The organism is Bradyrhizobium jicamae, assembly GCF_018130215.1.
Lineage (GTDB): Bacteria > Pseudomonadota > Alphaproteobacteria > Rhizobiales > Xanthobacteraceae > Bradyrhizobium > Bradyrhizobium jicamae_A.
Genome location: NZ_JAFCKQ010000014.1, coordinates 79838 through 95232, shown reverse-complemented (window position 1 = coordinate 95232; position 15395 = coordinate 79838). Strand labels below are relative to the sequence as shown.

Genomic DNA, 15395 nt, shown 5'->3' with positions numbered 1-15395 from the left:
AAGACAGAGCCAAACTTCTCTACCATTCAGCGATTGGATGCGTTCGGGGATGCGATTCTCGCCCCCTCCTCGCAGGGTGCTTGGATCCGGAGATAATCTCTGCTCAAGGGGCTTCTCACTTTCAGCCTGACCCGACGCCCGCTGGTGCTGTTGGGCTTGCTCGCCTTTATTGGCGCCGGCGCGTTCGCGTTTTCCAGGCTCAACATCGAGGCCTATCCCAATCCGGCACCGGTGATCCTGGAGATCACTGCGCAATCTGCGGGCCTGTCGGCCGAGGAGATGGAACGCTACTACACGATCCCGATCGAGGTTGGCCTTGCAGCGACGCCCGGCGTCGACGTCATTCGTTCGACCTCATTCTACGGCCTGTCCTTCGTTCGCGTCGTGTTCCAGTACGGCGTCGACTACTACTTTGCCCTCACGCAGACTGCGATCAACCTTCAGCAGAACGTCAGTCTCCCCGGCGGGGTGACGGCGCAAATCCAGGCGACCAGCCTCGTCGGCGAAATCTACCGCTATGAGGTGGTCGGACCGCCGCATTTCGGGCTGAGCAATCTGCGCACGGTCCAGGACTGGATATTGCAACGGCGGCTCCTTTCGGTTCCCGGTGTCGTGCAGGTCAACACCTGGGGCGGCACGACCAAGGAATACGACGTCGACGTCGACCTGGAGAAGCTTGAGACCTACGGCGTGACGCTGCCACAGGTGATTACCGCACTCGGCAACGCCAACATCAATGTGGGCGGTCGCACCATCAACGTGGGGAAGCAGTCCGTGAATGTCCGCGGCGTCGGACTGATGGACAGCGGCGGCGAAACGGATTTGACCCAGGGCTACAAGGTCCAGGACATCGAGAACGTCATGCTCTCGTCGACCAAGGGACTGCCGATATTCGTGAAGGATGTCGCAAAGGTCTCGGTGGGCTATGTGCCGCGGCTCGGCAAGGCCGGTCGCGACCATGACGACGACGTGGTCGCCGCGATCATCATCATGAATCGCACGCTGCACACCAATGACGTCATCGAACGCGTCCGGGCGGAGATCCGGAAGATCAACTCCGACGGCAGCCTGCCTCCCGGCGTGAAACTGGTTCCGTTCTATAACCGCAGCACGCTGGTCGCCGTCACCACCAGCACGGTCCTGCACAATCTGTTGTTCGGCTGTCTGCTGATTTTCTTCATTCAATGGCTGTTTCTCGGCGACCTGCGCAGCGCCATCATCGTGGGCGCCAATGTCCCCTTCGCACTGTTCTTCAGCATCATCATCCTCGTCTTGAGGGGCGAAGACGCCAACCTGCTGTCGGTCGGTGCCGTCGACTTCGGTATCATCGTCGATTCCGCCGTCATCCTGGTCGAGAATGTCTATCGCAACTTCCAGACGGGCGCCCCGGGACAGCAGCAGCTATTCCAGCACCTTGCCGAAAAGCGATGGGGCGACGATCCCACGGGAACCGGACTTCGATCGGCCGACCAGGTATGGACCGACCGGCTGCGGCTCATCCTGATCAGCGCGCTGCAAATCGACAGGGCGGTATTCTTTTCCACGGCGATCATCGTCGCGGCCTTCATCCCGCTGTTCACGATGCAAGGGGTCGAGGGCCAGATCTTCGGTCCGATGGCGCGGACCTACGCCTACGCGCTGGTGGGAGCGCTGATCGCGACATTTACCGTGACGCCGTGTCTCTGTTCGCTGCTGCTCCCGGAACATGTGAGCGAGGCGGAAACGGTGGTGGTACGCAGTCTGCGCCGGATCTACCGGCCGGCGCTGCACTGGTCGCTGCGGAACAGGCCGGTGACGATCGCGATCGGGCTCGTATTCCTCGTCGTCAGCGGCGTGCTCGGCTCGCGCCTCGGCAGCGAATTCCTGCCGACGCTCGAAGAAGGCAATCTGTGGATTCGCGCCGCGTTGCCGCCGACGATGTCGCTCGAAGCGGGCATGCCGATCGTGACCGAGATCAGGGAGATTCTGCTGCGCCATCCCGAGGTCATCACGGTGGTCTCGCAGCATGGCCGTCCCGACAACGGCAGCGATGCGGCAGGGTTCTCCAATGCGGAGTTCTTCGTGCCGCTGAAGCCATTCGACGAATGGCCGGCGGGGGTAACCAAGGAAACGCTCGTCGAGGAGCTGCAGGCCGAATTCGCGCAAAGATTCGTCGGCATCAACTTCAATTTCTCGCAATATATCCAGGACAACGTCGAGGAAGGGCTGTCGGGCGTCAAAGGCGCCAATTCGATCAAGATCGTGGGTCCCGATCTGGCGACCCTCGAACGGATCGCCAGAGAGGCGATGGCCGAAATGGCCAAGGTGCCGGGCATTACCGATCTTGGCGCGTTCTGGGTCCTCGGGCAGGCCAATCTGAATATCAAGCCAGATCGCGAGAAGGTGGCGCGCTACGGCCTGAGCGTCGGCGACGCCAATGCCGTCGTTCAAGCCGCCCTTGGCGGAACGACGGCGACCACACTTCTGGAGGCGGACCGCCAATTCGGCGTGGTCGTGCGGCTCGCACCCCAATATCGCAGCAGCATCGACAGTGTACGCAATCTCAAGGTCGGGGTTCAGACCCCCAATGGCAATGCGTACATTCCCTTGAGCGAGATCGCCTCCATCACGCTCGACACCGGCGCGTCCTATATCTTCCGCGAGCGCAACCAGCGCTTCGTGCCGATCAAATTCAGCGTGCGTGGCCGCGACCTCGCGGGCGCGGTCGAGGAAGCCCAGGAGCGTATCGCCCAGAATGTGAAGCTGCCGACCGGCTATCGGATCGATTGGGCCGGAGAATTCGAATGGCTGCAGCAGGCCAAGAAGCGGCTTGCCATCATTCTTCCGGTCACGTTCGCCTTCATCATGGTGCTGCTCTACGGGCTGTTCAATTCGTTCCGTAACAGCCTGCTGGCGCTGCTCGGGCTTCCGTTCGCGATGAGCGGCGGCATTTTGGGCCTGTACATTTTCGGATTGAATTTCAGCATCTCGGCCGCGATCGGGTTCATCTCGCTGTTCGGCGTGTCGGTGATGAGCGGCATTCTCATCATCCACGGTTATTATCGGGTCGCCGGCAGGGGGGTGAACCCGGCCGACGCCATGTTCGAGGCCGCCGACCAGCAGCTGCGGCCGATCCTCATGATGACGCTGTCAGCCTGCATCGGCTTGCTGCCGGCCGCGCTTTCGACCGGAATCGGCAGCCAGGTTCAGCGACCGCTTGCGACGGTCATCGTGGGCGGAATGCTGATCGGCCCGATCATGCTGCTTGTGATCGTGCCTGCGTTGCAGAGCTACTTCCTCGGACGAGACGAGGTCCATGAACCACGGACACCTCGGGAAGATGCCGAGCCGACATAGCCGGTTGCACAGGCTCGAGAGATTGCGTCATCGCTATCTGTTTGCCAGCTTTGTCGGGTCTGCGACCTCCTTGAACGTTTCGAATTCGACGCTGTAGAGCGCACCCTCCACCTTCTCGACGCGTCGGATATAGATGTCCTGAACGACGTCCCGCGTCTTCGCATCGATCGACATCGGGCCGCGCGGACTTTCCCACGCCATCCCCTTCATCGCCTCCACCAGCGCCGGGCCGTCGGAATTGCCTGCCGTCTTCTTGAGCGCCTCGTAGATCAGATGCATGCCGTCATAGGCGCTGACGCTGATGAAGTTCGGACGCACGTTCGAATTGGCCTTCCGGAACGCAGCCACATAGTCCCTGTTGATCCTTGAGGGATGGTAGGCGGAGTAGAAGCCGGCCGTCACCATGCCGACCATGGCCTCGCTCATGCCCGGCAGGTCTTCATCATCGGCGATGTCACCCGGGCCGATCAGCTTGATGCCGGATTTGTCGAGCCCCCGCTCGACGAACTGCTTGGCGAGGATCGCAGCCTGGCTGGCGGGAACGAAGACAAAGAGGGTGTCCGGATTGGCGTCATGTGCCCGCTGCAAGAACGGCGAGAAGTCCGGATTGACCAGGGGGACCTTGAGGGTCTCGACGACGGAGCCGCCCGCTTGCGTGAATGTCGACGCGAAGACGCCTGACGCCTCGTGCCCGGGAGCCCAGTCCGACGCGATGATGGTGACCCGCTTCGAGCCATTCCGGGCCGCCCATTTGGCCAGCACGCTCGCCTGTTGCGCATGGGTCCAGCTGGTGCGGACGAAATAGGGTGAGCGCTCCGTGACGATGGACGTCCCCGATACCATGACCACGGTGGCGGTCTTGCTCTCGGTGACCAGCGGCGCGATGGCCAGGACGTTCGGGGTCAGGCCGCCGCCGAGAATGGCGACCTTGTCGGTAACGAGCATTTCCTGAGCGATGCGCTTGGAATTGTCCGGGAGACTTGCGTCATCCCTCACGATCAATTCGATCTTGCGACCGGCGACCACGTCGCCGTGCTGTGCCACATAAAGGCGGGCGCCAGCCACGGCCTGCTTGCCGACGGGCCCCAGGACCCCCGTCATCGGCATGATAAGCCCTATCTTGACGACTTCTTGCGCTGCAACCGTGCCGACAGACGGCGCTCCAAGCGCGATGGCTGCTGACAGAGCGAGCAAATGCAAAGATTTCCTGCGCATGGCGGCCTGCCTCCAATAATATGAAAAATATGAGCAATTATCGGGGCCAGCTTGGACTTTCCTGTCCGTCCCTGGCAGCCGCAAGATTGCGTTTGGTGCAGTCAAGAGTGAATAGCTCATGTTCGACTGGGACGATCTTCGGCATTTCCTGGCCGTTGCCCGCCAGGGCAGCACGATCGCGGCCGCAAAGTCGCTTCGCCTGAGCCAATCGACCGTCCATCGCCGGCTGGCCGAGTTGGAGAAGCGGATCGGGCGTCACATCGTCGTCCGTCATGCGACCGGCTATCGGCTGACCGAGTTCGGAGCCGAATTGCGCCCTCTCGTCGAACAGGTTGAGAAGGCGGTCGGCGCGATCGAGCGCTATCTTGCAGCCGCCGATGAAAAGCCAGGCGCCGTTCGAGTCACCTGTTCGGAATCGATCGGCTATCGGCTGGTGCAAACCCGATTGCTCGAGACCTTTCAGGACCGGCATCCCGGAATGCGGGTGGAGCTGGTGATGAGCGACCATTTCCTCGATATCGCCAAGGGCGAGGCCGACGTCGCGATACGAGCCGGGATCCCCAACGAAGAGACGCTGGTCGGGCGCAAGATCGCCGACGTACCGTGGGCGCTCTATGGCAGCCGCGCCTATCTGGAACGAAACGGACGCATCACGGGGATCGAGGATCTCGCCGCTCACGCGGTGATCGGTTTCGATGGCGACATCAAGGACCATCACGCAGCCAAGTGGCTTCGCTCAGTTGCACCCTCGGCAAGAGTCGTGGCCAGCAGCGACACCGTGCCGGGATTGCTCATGAGCGTGAAATCGGGGGCGGGTTTGGCACCCTTGCCGATGCCGCTTGCGGCGAGAGAAACCGACCTCGAGCGCGTGCTTGGGCCGCTGCCGGTGTTGTACTCTCCAATCTACCTGCTGACCCACCCCGATCTCCGGCACGTCCCGCGCGTCAGCGCGTTCTTCGACTTCATCGTCACTGACATCGAACAGGTGCGCTCGGTCTTGACGGGATAGCCGGGGCGGCCGGCGCGCGACTGTGGTACGGAGCGGGCCTCGTCCTATCGTTGATGCGCAAATCACGATCATTGATTTGCCCGACGGCGCAAGCCCCCGTCGCAAAAATAATTCGGTTTATCGTAACGGCAAATCAGTGTATAGAATTTGCCGTCTCACCCGATCGAGGGGCGCTCGCGATCGTCACGAACGTGGTGGTGGGATGCGGTGGACGCCGCATGCGTGACTGACGAGAGCGCATGAGGTGGACGGCGAAATCGTGCAGGCCTGACGCCCTGGTGGCAGGTGTCCTGTCAGCAAGAGACCAAGGTCTCTTGCTGACGGCGGTGACAAGCAAGCCCAGTCTCGCCGGGGAGAGCACGTATAAGCCGTAACCCATCGCGCAGGGAAAGCCGGATTGCTCCGGTTACACCTGTGGTCCTACCCCCGTGCTTTCTACATTGCACGGGGCCCATGGGTGCGATCGGCACCCGGCTTTCCCTGCGCCCTCAGTTCAAGGAGAGGGCGGAACGAGATGCAAAGCTCGGGCAATTCATGTCGCGAGGGTATGAGCGCATGAGTCACTGGCTGCGCCCGAGATTCAGTGTCGTTCCGGCGGCAGTTCCTCAACGGGCCCTAAACCGAGACTTCGGTCAGCGCCCCACCCTCCCCCGCACCATCTGCAGGGGCCCCGTCCCAGCGATGCTCCTTTTGGCACGTCCCAAGCCGTTGACCCCATGGGCGTTTCTGTGGCCTAGTCCGCCGTCCCCAATGGGACCCGAAAACCACCCAAAAACCCTGCGATTTCATGACCTCCGAACGCTACAACGCCCGTGAATCCGAGCCCCGCTGGCAACGCGAGTGGGATGAGAAGGCGATCTTCGCCTCCAAGAACGACGATCCGCGGCCGAAATACTACGTGCTCGAGATGTTCCCCTATCCGTCCGGGCGCATCCATATCGGGCACGTCCGCAACTACACGCTGGGCGACGTGCTGGCGCGGTTCATGCGCGCCAGGGGATACAACGTGCTGCATCCGATGGGCTGGGACGCGTTCGGCCTGCCGGCGGAGAACGCCGCGATCGAGCGCAAGGTGGCGCCGAAGGCCTGGACCTACGACAACATCGCCGCGATGAAGAAGCAGCTCAAGTCGATCGGGCTGTCGCTCGACTGGAGCCGGGAGTTCGCGACCTGCGACCCACGCTACTACAAGCATCAGCAGAAGATGTTCCTGGACATGCTGCGCGCCGGCCTCGCCGAACGCGAGAAGCGCAAGCTGAACTGGGACCCCGTCGACATGACCGTGCTCGCCAACGAGCAGGTGATCGACGGCCGCGGCTGGCGGTCGGGCGCCGTTGTCGAACAACGGGAAATGAGCCAGTGGGTCTTCAAGATCACGAAATACTCACAAGAACTGCTGGATGCGCTCGACACGCTGGATCGCTGGCCCGACAAGGTGCGGCTGATGCAGCGCAACTGGATCGGCCGTTCCGAAGGCCTGTTGATCCGCTTCGCGCTGGATGCGGCAACCACGCCGGCCGGCGAGAGCGAGCTGAAGATCTTCACCACGCGGCCGGACACGCTGTTCGGCGCCAAATTCATGGCGATCTCGGCCGATCATCCGCTGGCGCAGGCCGCAGCCGCGAAGAACCCCAAGCTCGCGGAGTTCATCGCCGACACCAAGAAGATCGGCACCGCGCAGGAGATCATCGACACCGCCGAGAAGCAGGGCTTCGACACCGGCATCAAGGCGCTCCACCCGTTCGACCCGAGCTGGAAGCTGCCGGTCTATGTCGCGAACTTCGTGCTGATGGAATACGGCACCGGCGCGATCTTCGGCTGCCCGGCGCACGACCAGCGCGACCTCGACTTCGTCAACAAATATGCCCTCGGCAACGTGCCGGTGGTCTGCCCCGAGGGCCAGGACCCGAAGACGTTCGTGATCACCGACGTTGCCTATGACGGCGACGGCCGCATGATCAATTCGCGCTTCCTCGACGGCATGACCATCGACGCAGCCAAGGAAGAGGTCGCGAAGCGGCTGGAAAGCGAGTTGCGCGGCAATGCGCCAGTGGCCGAGCGGCAGGTGAACTTCCGCCTGCGCGATTGGGGCATTTCGCGCCAGCGCTACTGGGGCTGCCCGATCCCTGTGATCCATTGCCCCAAATGCGACGTGGTGCCGGTGCCTGACAACCAGCTGCCGGTGACGCTGCCGGAGGATGCGACATTCGACAAGCCGGGCAACGCGCTGGACCATCATCCGACCTGGAAGCACGTCAGCTGCCCGCAATGCGGCGGCAAGGCCGTGCGCGAAACCGACACGATGGACACCTTCGTTGACTCATCGTGGTACTTCGCGCGCTTCACCGATCCCTGGAACGAAGCGGCGCCAACGACGCCCGCGATCGTCAACCGGATGATGCCGGTCGACCAGTATATCGGCGGCGTCGAGCACGCGATCCTGCATCTGCTCTACAGCCGCTTCTTCACCCGCGCGATGAAGGCCACCGGCCATATCGACATGGCCGAGCCGTTCGCCGGCCAGTTCACCCAGGGCATGGTGGTGCACGAGACCTACCAGAAGGCCGACGGCACCTGGGTCACGCCGGCCGAGGTGAAGGTCGAGGTCGGCGGCAATGGCCGTCGCGCGGTGCTGCTGGCCACCGGCGAGGACATCTCGATCGGCCCGATCGAGAAGATGTCGAAGTCGAAGAAGAACACCGTCGACCCCGACGACATCATCGCGAGCTATGGCGCCGACGTCGCGCGCTGGTTCATGCTGTCGGACTCCCCGCCGGACCGCGACGTGATCTGGAGCGACGAGCGGGTGCAGGGCGCCGCGCGCTTCGTGCAGCGGCTGTGGCGGCTGGTGAACGAATCGGCCGAGATTGCGAAGTCGGCACCGGCGGAACGCCCGGCGTCGTTCGGCCCCGAGCCTCTGGCGCTGCGCAAGGCGGCCCATGGCGCGCTGGACAAGGTGTCGTCCGGGATCGAGCGGCTGCATTTCAACGTGTGTCTCGCCCATATCCGGGAGTTCACCAACGCGCTGGCCGATCTGCTGGCCAGGGAAGCCGACAGGCAGGCCGCGAAGGGCGGCAAGCCGGTCCCCGACATCGCATGGGCCGTCAGGGAAGCTGCAACCATCCTGGTCCAGCTGGTTTCGCCGATGATGCCGCATCTTGCCGAGGAGTGCTGGGTGGTCCTCGGCCAGGACGGGCTGGTGTCGGAGGCGGATTGGCCCCAAATCGAACGCGATTTGCTGGTCGAAGACAACGTGACCATGGTGGTCCAGGTCAACGGCAAGAAGCGGGGTGATGTTACCGTGCCACGCACCGCCCAAAATGCGGATATAGAGGCTGCCGTTTTGGCCCTTGATGCGGTAAAGCTGGCCCTGGGCGGCAAAGCCGTCCGCAAGGTGATCGTAGTGCCCATGAGGATCGTCAATGTCGTCGGCTAGGATCAGGATCGTCGCCCGGCTGGTTGCCGTGGCCGCCTTGGCCGCGATGACGGCCGGCTGCTTCCAGCCGATGTATGCCGAGCATACCGACGGCACTCCCGGCCTGCGCGAAAGGCTGATGGGCGTCGAGGTTCCGCCGGTCGACAAGGCCAATGCCTCGCGCGAGGCCCGCGTCGGCGTCGAGATCCGCAATGCGCTCGCCTTCAAGCTTTACGGCAACGCCACCGGAATGGCGCCGACCCACCGGCTGGTGCTGAGATTCAACAGCGGCCGCTCGTCGCTGATGATCGATCCGAATACCGCCTTGCCGACCAGCGAAAACTACAACATCGACGCGCAGTTCAACCTGGTCGAGATCGCAACCAACAAGTCGGTCATGACCGGCACGACCTTCTCGCGCGTGTCGTATGACATGCCGGGCTCCTATCAACGCTTCGCCCGCGCGCGCGCCCTGCGCGATGCCGAGGACCGTGCCGCGCAGGAGATCGCCGACAACATCCAGACCCGGCTCGCCTCCTATTTCGCCACCGGAACCTGATCGCCGCATTGGTCGCGCTTCGCGGAAAAGAGATCGACAGCTTCCTCGCCCGGCCCGACGCCGGCCGGCCGATCATCCTGCTTTACGGACCGGACGCCGGCCTCGTGCGCGAGCGCGCCGACGCGCTGATGGCCTCGGCCGTCGACGATCCCAACGATCCCTTTTCGCTGGTGCGGCTCGATGGCGACGAGCTCGCCGCGGAACCGTCGCGCCTGGTCGACGAGGCAATGACGGTGCCGCTGTTCGGCGGCCGCCGCGCCATCCGCGTCCGCGCCGGCTCGCGCAATTTTGCCAGCGGCGTCGATACGCTCGCCGATTCGCCGTTGAAGGATTGCCGGATCGTCATCGAGGCCGGCGAGCTGCGGCCGGAATCGCCGCTGCGCAAGGCCTGCGAGCGCGCGAAAAACGCCGTCGCGATCGGCTGCTATCCCGACACCGAGCGCGACCTGGCGAAACTGATCGAGGACGAACTGCGTGTCTCGAATCTGCGGCTCTCGCAGGACGCGCGCGCGGTCCTGATGTCGCTGCTCGGCGGTGACCGCCAGGCCTCGCGCAACGAGCTGCGCAAGCTCGCGCTGTTCGCTCACGGCAAGGGCGAGATCACGCTCGACGATGTCATGACTGTCGTCTCCGACGCCTCCGACCTGAAGCTCGACCCGATCGTCGACGGAGCCTTCGCCGGCAACGCCGCGCTGGTCGAGAGCGAGTTCGCGAAAGCGATGGTGGCCGGCACCTATCCCGGCGTGATCATCTCGGCCGCGCAGCGCCAGGCGGCATGGCTGCACAAGTCGGCGCTCGCGATCGCCGATGGGACGCCTGCATCGGCCGTGCTCGAGGGCGGATTTCCGCGACTGCACTTCTCGCGCAAGCCGGCGGTCGAGATCGCCCTGCGCAATTTCAGCGCGCCGCGCCTGGTCACGATCATCGATCAGCTCGCGACTGCGGCGCTCGACATGCGCAAGCAGGCCTCGCTCGCCGCCGTGATCGGACAGCGCGCGCTGCTCTCGATCGCGGCGAATGCGAAGCGAAGGGGGTGAGTTTGAATGAGTCATTCCGGGACATGCGAAGCATGACCCCGGAATCCAGAGGTAATGGCGCGAGATTCCGGGTTCGCGCTGACACGTACCCCGGAATGACAGAATGGCTAACCGCCCTCCAGCCGCCGCACCACCTCGTCGAGCTGCTCGAGGTTGCGATAGCTGATCTGGACGGTGCCGCCGGGATCGCGATGGCTGACGGTGACGGCAAGGCCGAGCGCATCGCTGACGCGCTTCTCCAGCGCGATGGTGTCGGCATCCTTGCTGGCCTTGGCCGCGGCGCCAGAGCGTGCCTTCTGCGGCTTGCGCTCCGGCACACCCTCTTCATGCGCCAGCGCCTCGGCCTGGCGGACGTTGAGGCCTTCGGCGACGATGCGCTTCGCTGCAGCCAGCGGATCGGGCACGCCGATCAGCGCGCGGGCGTGACCGGCGGAGAGATCTCCCCTGGCGATCAGCGCCTGCACCTCGGCCGGCAGCCTGGTCAGCCGCATCATGTTGGCGACGTGGCTGCGGCTCTTGCCGACGATCCGGGCGATGTCCTCCTGGCTGCGTTTGAACTCGTCGGCGAGCGCGTGATAGCCCTGCGCCTCTTCCATCGCGTTGAGGTCTTCGCGCTGGACGTTCTCGATGATCATGATCTCGAGCGCGTCGGAGTCGCCGACCTCGACCGGCACGATCGGCACTTCGTGCAGGCCGGCGAGCTGCGAGGCGCGCCAGCGGCGCTCGCCGGCGATGATCTCGTAGCGATCCTGCACACCCTTGATCGCGCGCACCACGATCGGCTGGATCACGCCGCGCTGCTTGATCGACTCGGCGAGCTCGCCGAGTTCGGCATCGGCGAAGGTGCGCCGCGGGTTGCGCGGATTGGCCTTGAGGAATTCGATCGGCACCTTGCGCTGCGTACGCGGCCGCTCGACATGCGCGGCCTCGCCGCCGACATCCCCGATCAGGCTTGCAAGCCCGCGTCCCAGTCGCGAACGCGCTTCATCAGCCATTGTTGCCAGCTCCCTTGGATTCACGCGCAGTACTCCGGACTTAAATCTAGGAATCGTAGGATGGATAGAGCGAAGCGAAACCCATCGCTCTGTTTGCGGGCGGCGAGGACGGGTATCGCTTCGCTCCACCCATCCGACGCATCATCAGTGCGTGCGCAGCTCGCGCTCGCGCTGGATCACCTCGGTCGCGAGCTTCAGATACGCATCGCTGCCAACGCATTTGAGATCGTAGACCAGCACCGGCTTGCCGTAGGACGGCGCTTCCGAAATGCGGACGTTGCGCGGGATCATGGTGTTGTAGACCTTGGCGCCCATGAACTGGCGCACGTCGGCGACGACCTGGTTGGAGAGGTTGTTGCGCGAGTCGAACATGGTCAGCACGATGCCGTGGATCGACAGGTTCGGATTGAGCGTCGAGCGCACCTGCTCCACGGTCTGCAGCAATTGCGACAGGCCTTCGAGCGCGAAGAACTCGCACTGCAGCGGCACCAGGATCGCATCCGAGGCCGCCATCGCGTTCACGGTGAGCAGGTTGAGCGACGGCGGGCAGTCGATCAGCACATAGGTGTAGTCGGAGTCCGGCGAGACGTTGGTGTTGAGCGCCGCGATCGCATCGCGCAGCCGGAAGGCGCGGCCGGGCGTGGTGCCGAGCTCGAGCTCGAGGCCGGAGAGATCCATGGTGGAAGCCGCGATGTGCAGCCGCGGTACCGCGGTCGCGACCACGGCGTCGCGCAGCGGCGCCTCGCCGATCAGCACGTCATAGGTCGAGCAGTTGCGGTTGCGACGGTCGATGCCGAGGCCGGTCGAGGCGTTGCCTTGGGGATCGAGATCGACGACCAGGACGCGTTCGCCAATCGCAGCGAGTGCCGTGCCGAGATTGATCGCTGTGGTGGTCTTGCCGACGCCGCCCTTCTGGTTGGCGAGCGCGAGGATGCGCGGATGGGCTGGCGCTCGGGGCGCCCTATCCTCTTGATAAACCTCGTCCATCACGGTCATACCAAAATACCATTTGCTGGTGCGGAGCCCCCTAGCGCCGCTCGATTGACCCGAGCTCGACGATCCAGCCGTGTCCGCCGGTGCGGCTGGCATGAAGTTCTGGCTGAATATTCCAATATTTAGTGGCCTCGGTCAATTCAGCCTCTACATCTTGACCTTTCAAAAACAGCGCTCTCGCGCCCCTTCTGACCCACGGCTCCGCGAAGCCGATGAGTTGATGTAATGGAGCCAGCGCCCGCGCGGTGACGCAATCGATCGGACCAGAGATTCTATCCACAGTATCCCCGATATCAGCCAGATGCACAGTCCCCGGCGCGGCGGTGACGCGAATCGCTTCGCGCAGGAAGGCGGCCTTCTTGGCGATTCGCTCGACCAGGTGGATCGAGGCACCGGGCACCTCAGCCAATGCGCAGGCCAGCACCACACCCGGAAAGCCGCCGCCACTGCCGAGGTCGACCCAGGATTTGGCCAATGGCGCCAAGCTCAGGAGCTGCAGCGAGTCGGAGATATGGCGGGTCCAGAGATTTGGAAGCGTCGATGGCGCCACGAGGTTGGTCTTGGCCTGCCACTCCAGGAGGAGCGCGACGTACCGGTCCAGCCGCGCTTCCGTTTCACGTGAAACAGGGGTGAGCGCGAGCGCCGCGCCTTTGTCGGGCGCCGAGACAGCAACAGTTGCGGGATGCGATGTTGGAGCCATTCGTTCGATCGCCGATCCGTTCGAAAGCGTAGCGAAACAATCCATGATGGCCGTTCCGGGGAACGATGGACCTCGCAATGACCTCTGATAGGCCAGGGGCCTACCGTGTTTCACGTGAAACGTCAGGCCGACGCCCTGGCACCCTTGCGCCGCGCCTCGCGTCGCAGATAGGCCGCCAGAATCCCCAATGCCGCCGGCGTCATGCCGTCGATGCGACCCGCCTGCCCGACCGTCCGCGGCTGCGCCTTCTGGAGCTTGGCACGCGCTTCGTTCGAGAGGCCGGGGACGTCGGCATAGTCGATGTCGGTCAGAACCAGCCCCTCGTCGCGACGGAAGGCATCGACGTCGGCGGTCTGGCGCTTCAGATACACATCGTATTTGGCATCGATCTCGAGATGCACCGCAATATCAGGCTCAACGGCCGCCAGTTCCGGCCAAATCGCCTGGACCGCGGACCACTCGATCTCCGGATAGGCCAGCAGCTCAAAGGCCGAGCGGCGGTGGCCATCCCGGTTCAGAGACAGGCCGTGCTTTGCGGCTTCGTTCGGCGTGATCGACAGCGACCGCGCCAGCATCTTCGCTGTCTCCAGCGCCGCCATCTTGGCCCGATGGCGCTCCGTGCGCGCCGCCCCGACGCAGCCGAGCGCAATGCCTTTGCTGGTCAGCCGCTGATCCGCATTGTCAGCCCGCAACGTCAGCCGATACTCAGCCCGCGAAGTGAACATCCGATAGGGCTCAGTGATCCCGCGGGTCACGAGGTCGTCGATCATCACCCCGAGATAGCCATCCGCACGATCAAACACGATCGGATCGACGCTGCCAGCGGCCAATGCAGCATTGAGCCCCGCAACGATGCCCTGCCCGGCTGCTTCTTCGTACCCCGTGGTACCGTTGATCTGACCCGCCAGGAAAAGGCCCTTGAGCCGCTTGGTCTGCAGGGTCGGATCGAGCTCCCGCGGATCAACGTGATCATATTCGATCGCATAACCTGGTCGCACCATCTTCACCCGCTCAAGGCCGGGAATGCTGGCGAGGATCGCGAGCTGAACCTCCTCCGGCAGCGAGGTCGAGATGCCGTTCGGATAGACCGTGGTGTCGTCGAGCCCTTCCGGCTCCAGGAAGATCTGGTGGCCGTCGCGATCTCCGAAGCGGACGATCTTGTCCTCGATCGACGGACAATAGCGGGGTCCGGTGCTCTTGATCTGGCCGGAATACATCGGTGAGCGATGGACATTGGCCCGGATCACGTCATGGGTGGCGGGTGTGGTCCGGGTTATGCCGCACTGGATCTGCGGGTTCGTGATCCGGTCAGTCATCACCGAAAACGGCTCCGGAGGATCATCGCCCGGCTGCATCTCGACCACCGACCAGTCGATCGTGGTCCCATCGAGTCGCGGCGGTGTTCCGGTCTTGAGCCGTCCCAAGGTGAACCCGGCCTGCTCGAAAGACTTGGAAAGACCCATCGCCGGCGCCTCGCCGACCCGGCCGGCCGGCCAATTCTCCTCGCCGAGATGGATCAGGCCGCGTAGAAAGGTCCCGGTCGTGATCACGACGGCGCCGGCAGCGAAGAGACGTCCATCACCAAGGCGAATGCCGGTGACGCGGCGCTCCGCGACGATCAGCTCGTCGGCCTCGCCCTCAACCACGCTCAGATTGGCGGTTTCTGCAATCGCGGCCTGCATCGCCGCGGCATAAAGCTTGCGGTCCGCCTGCGCCCGAGGCCCGCGGACGGCCGGACCCTTCCGCCGATTGAGCATCCGGAACTGAATGCCTCCGGCATCCGCAACCCGGCCCATCAGGCCATCGAGCGCATCGACCTCACGTACCAGGTGCCCCTTTCCAAGCCCGCCGATGGCGGGGTTGCAGGACATCGCGCCGACGGTCGCGAACCGGTGGGTCACCAGTACCGTCTTCGCGCCCATCCGGGCAGCAGCGCTCGCGGCCTCGCAGCCGGCATGGCCGCCGCCGATGACGATGACATCAAATGTGTCCGCCCGAGAGTTCATGGCGGGACTTCTATCGCGGAGTGATGAATGCCGGAAGAACGAAGTTGAAAGGTCGACTGTTTCACGTGAAACAAAGGGCACCCAACTTGGACCTCAGATGCGTTTCACGTGAAACACGGAACTTTCCAAG

10 protein-coding genes are annotated in these 15395 nt (G+C 63.8%); 5 read left to right on the top strand and 5 right to left on the bottom strand.

Features of this window, described 5'->3' with window-relative positions:
* Positions 1 to 99: 99 nt before the first annotated feature.
* On the top strand, positions 100 to 3336 hold the full coding sequence (locus JQ586_RS17630; protein WP_212395927.1) for an efflux RND transporter permease subunit: 3237 nt from the start codon (positions 100 to 102) through the stop codon (positions 3334 to 3336).
* A gap of 33 nt (positions 3337 to 3369) precedes the next feature.
* Here the strand turns inward: JQ586_RS17630 and JQ586_RS17625 are convergent, their stop codons facing one another.
* A complete protein-coding gene (locus JQ586_RS17625; protein WP_212395868.1) occupies positions 3370 to 4551 on the bottom strand; it encodes an ABC transporter substrate-binding protein in 1182 nt (393 codons plus the stop codon).
* A 118-nt stretch (positions 4552 to 4669) separates the two neighbouring features.
* On the opposite strand from JQ586_RS17625, the gene JQ586_RS17620 reads away from it, so the two are divergent.
* The 4 genes from JQ586_RS17620 (at position 4670) to holA (ending at position 10571) form a co-directional block, all read left to right on the top strand.
* Positions 4670 to 5560, top strand: a complete 891-nt coding sequence (locus tag JQ586_RS17620; RefSeq protein WP_212395867.1) for a LysR family transcriptional regulator — start codon at positions 4670 to 4672, stop codon at positions 5558 to 5560.
* 787 nt (positions 5561 to 6347) lie between these two features.
* On the top strand, positions 6348 to 8996 hold the full coding sequence (leuS, locus tag JQ586_RS17615) for a leucine--tRNA ligase (RefSeq protein ID WP_212395866.1): 2649 nt from the start codon (positions 6348 to 6350) through the stop codon (positions 8994 to 8996).
* Complete coding sequence (gene lptE / locus JQ586_RS17610; protein ID WP_212395865.1) at positions 8983 to 9534, top strand: LPS assembly lipoprotein LptE; 552 nt, start codon at positions 8983 to 8985, stop codon at positions 9532 to 9534. The genes leuS and lptE overlap by 14 nt, the downstream gene beginning before the upstream one ends.
* Before the next feature lie 8 nt (positions 9535 to 9542).
* Positions 9543 to 10571 (top strand): DNA polymerase III subunit delta, encoded by a 1029-nt coding sequence (gene holA / locus JQ586_RS17605; RefSeq protein ID WP_212395864.1) that lies wholly within the window; start codon positions 9543 to 9545, stop codon positions 10569 to 10571.
* A 107-nt stretch (positions 10572 to 10678) separates the two neighbouring features.
* Here holA and JQ586_RS17600 read toward each other — a convergent pair whose 3' ends face one another.
* The 4 genes from JQ586_RS17600 to mnmG all read right to left on the bottom strand — a co-directional run bounded on the left by JQ586_RS17600 (position 10679) and on the right by mnmG (position 15265).
* Positions 10679 to 11566, bottom strand: a complete 888-nt coding sequence (locus tag JQ586_RS17600) for a ParB/RepB/Spo0J family partition protein (RefSeq protein WP_212395863.1) — start codon at positions 11564 to 11566, stop codon at positions 10679 to 10681.
* A gap of 144 nt (positions 11567 to 11710) precedes the next feature.
* Positions 11711 to 12562, bottom strand: a complete 852-nt coding sequence (locus JQ586_RS17595) for a ParA family protein (protein ID WP_212395862.1) — start codon at positions 12560 to 12562, stop codon at positions 11711 to 11713.
* Between the two features lie 31 nt (positions 12563 to 12593).
* Positions 12594 to 13259: a 16S rRNA (guanine(527)-N(7))-methyltransferase RsmG gene (rsmG, locus tag JQ586_RS17590; RefSeq protein WP_212395926.1), complete on the bottom strand. Its 666-nt coding sequence runs from the start codon at positions 13257 to 13259 to the stop codon at positions 12594 to 12596.
* A 122-nt stretch (positions 13260 to 13381) separates the two neighbouring features.
* Positions 13382 to 15265: a tRNA uridine-5-carboxymethylaminomethyl(34) synthesis enzyme MnmG gene (gene mnmG / locus JQ586_RS17585; protein ID WP_212395861.1), complete on the bottom strand. Its 1884-nt coding sequence runs from the start codon at positions 15263 to 15265 to the stop codon at positions 13382 to 13384.
* Positions 15266 to 15395 lie beyond the last annotated feature (130 nt).

Bases quoted from the DNA above. Each gene is read 5' to 3' on its own strand.
- JQ586_RS17620 (WP_212395867.1), top strand. From the start codon at position 4,670: ATGTTCGACTGGGACGATCTTCGGCATTTCCTGGCCGTTGCCCGCCAG.
- rsmG (WP_212395926.1), bottom strand. From the start codon at position 13,259: ATGGCTCCAACATCGCATCCCGCAACTGTTGCTGTCTCGGCGCCCGAC.
- leuS (WP_212395866.1), top strand. From the start codon at position 6,348: ATGACCTCCGAACGCTACAACGCCCGTGAATCCGAGCCCCGCTGGCAA.
- mnmG (WP_212395861.1), bottom strand. From the start codon at position 15,265: ATGAACTCTCGGGCGGACACATTTGATGTCATCGTCATCGGCGGCGGC.
- JQ586_RS17595 (WP_212395862.1), bottom strand. From the start codon at position 12,562: ATGACCGTGATGGACGAGGTTTATCAAGAGGATAGGGCGCCCCGAGCG.
- JQ586_RS17600 (WP_212395863.1), bottom strand. From the start codon at position 11,566: ATGGCTGATGAAGCGCGTTCGCGACTGGGACGCGGGCTTGCAAGCCTG.
- lptE (WP_212395865.1), top strand. From the start codon at position 8,983: ATGTCGTCGGCTAGGATCAGGATCGTCGCCCGGCTGGTTGCCGTGGCC.
- JQ586_RS17625 (WP_212395868.1), bottom strand. From the start codon at position 4,551: ATGCGCAGGAAATCTTTGCATTTGCTCGCTCTGTCAGCAGCCATCGCG.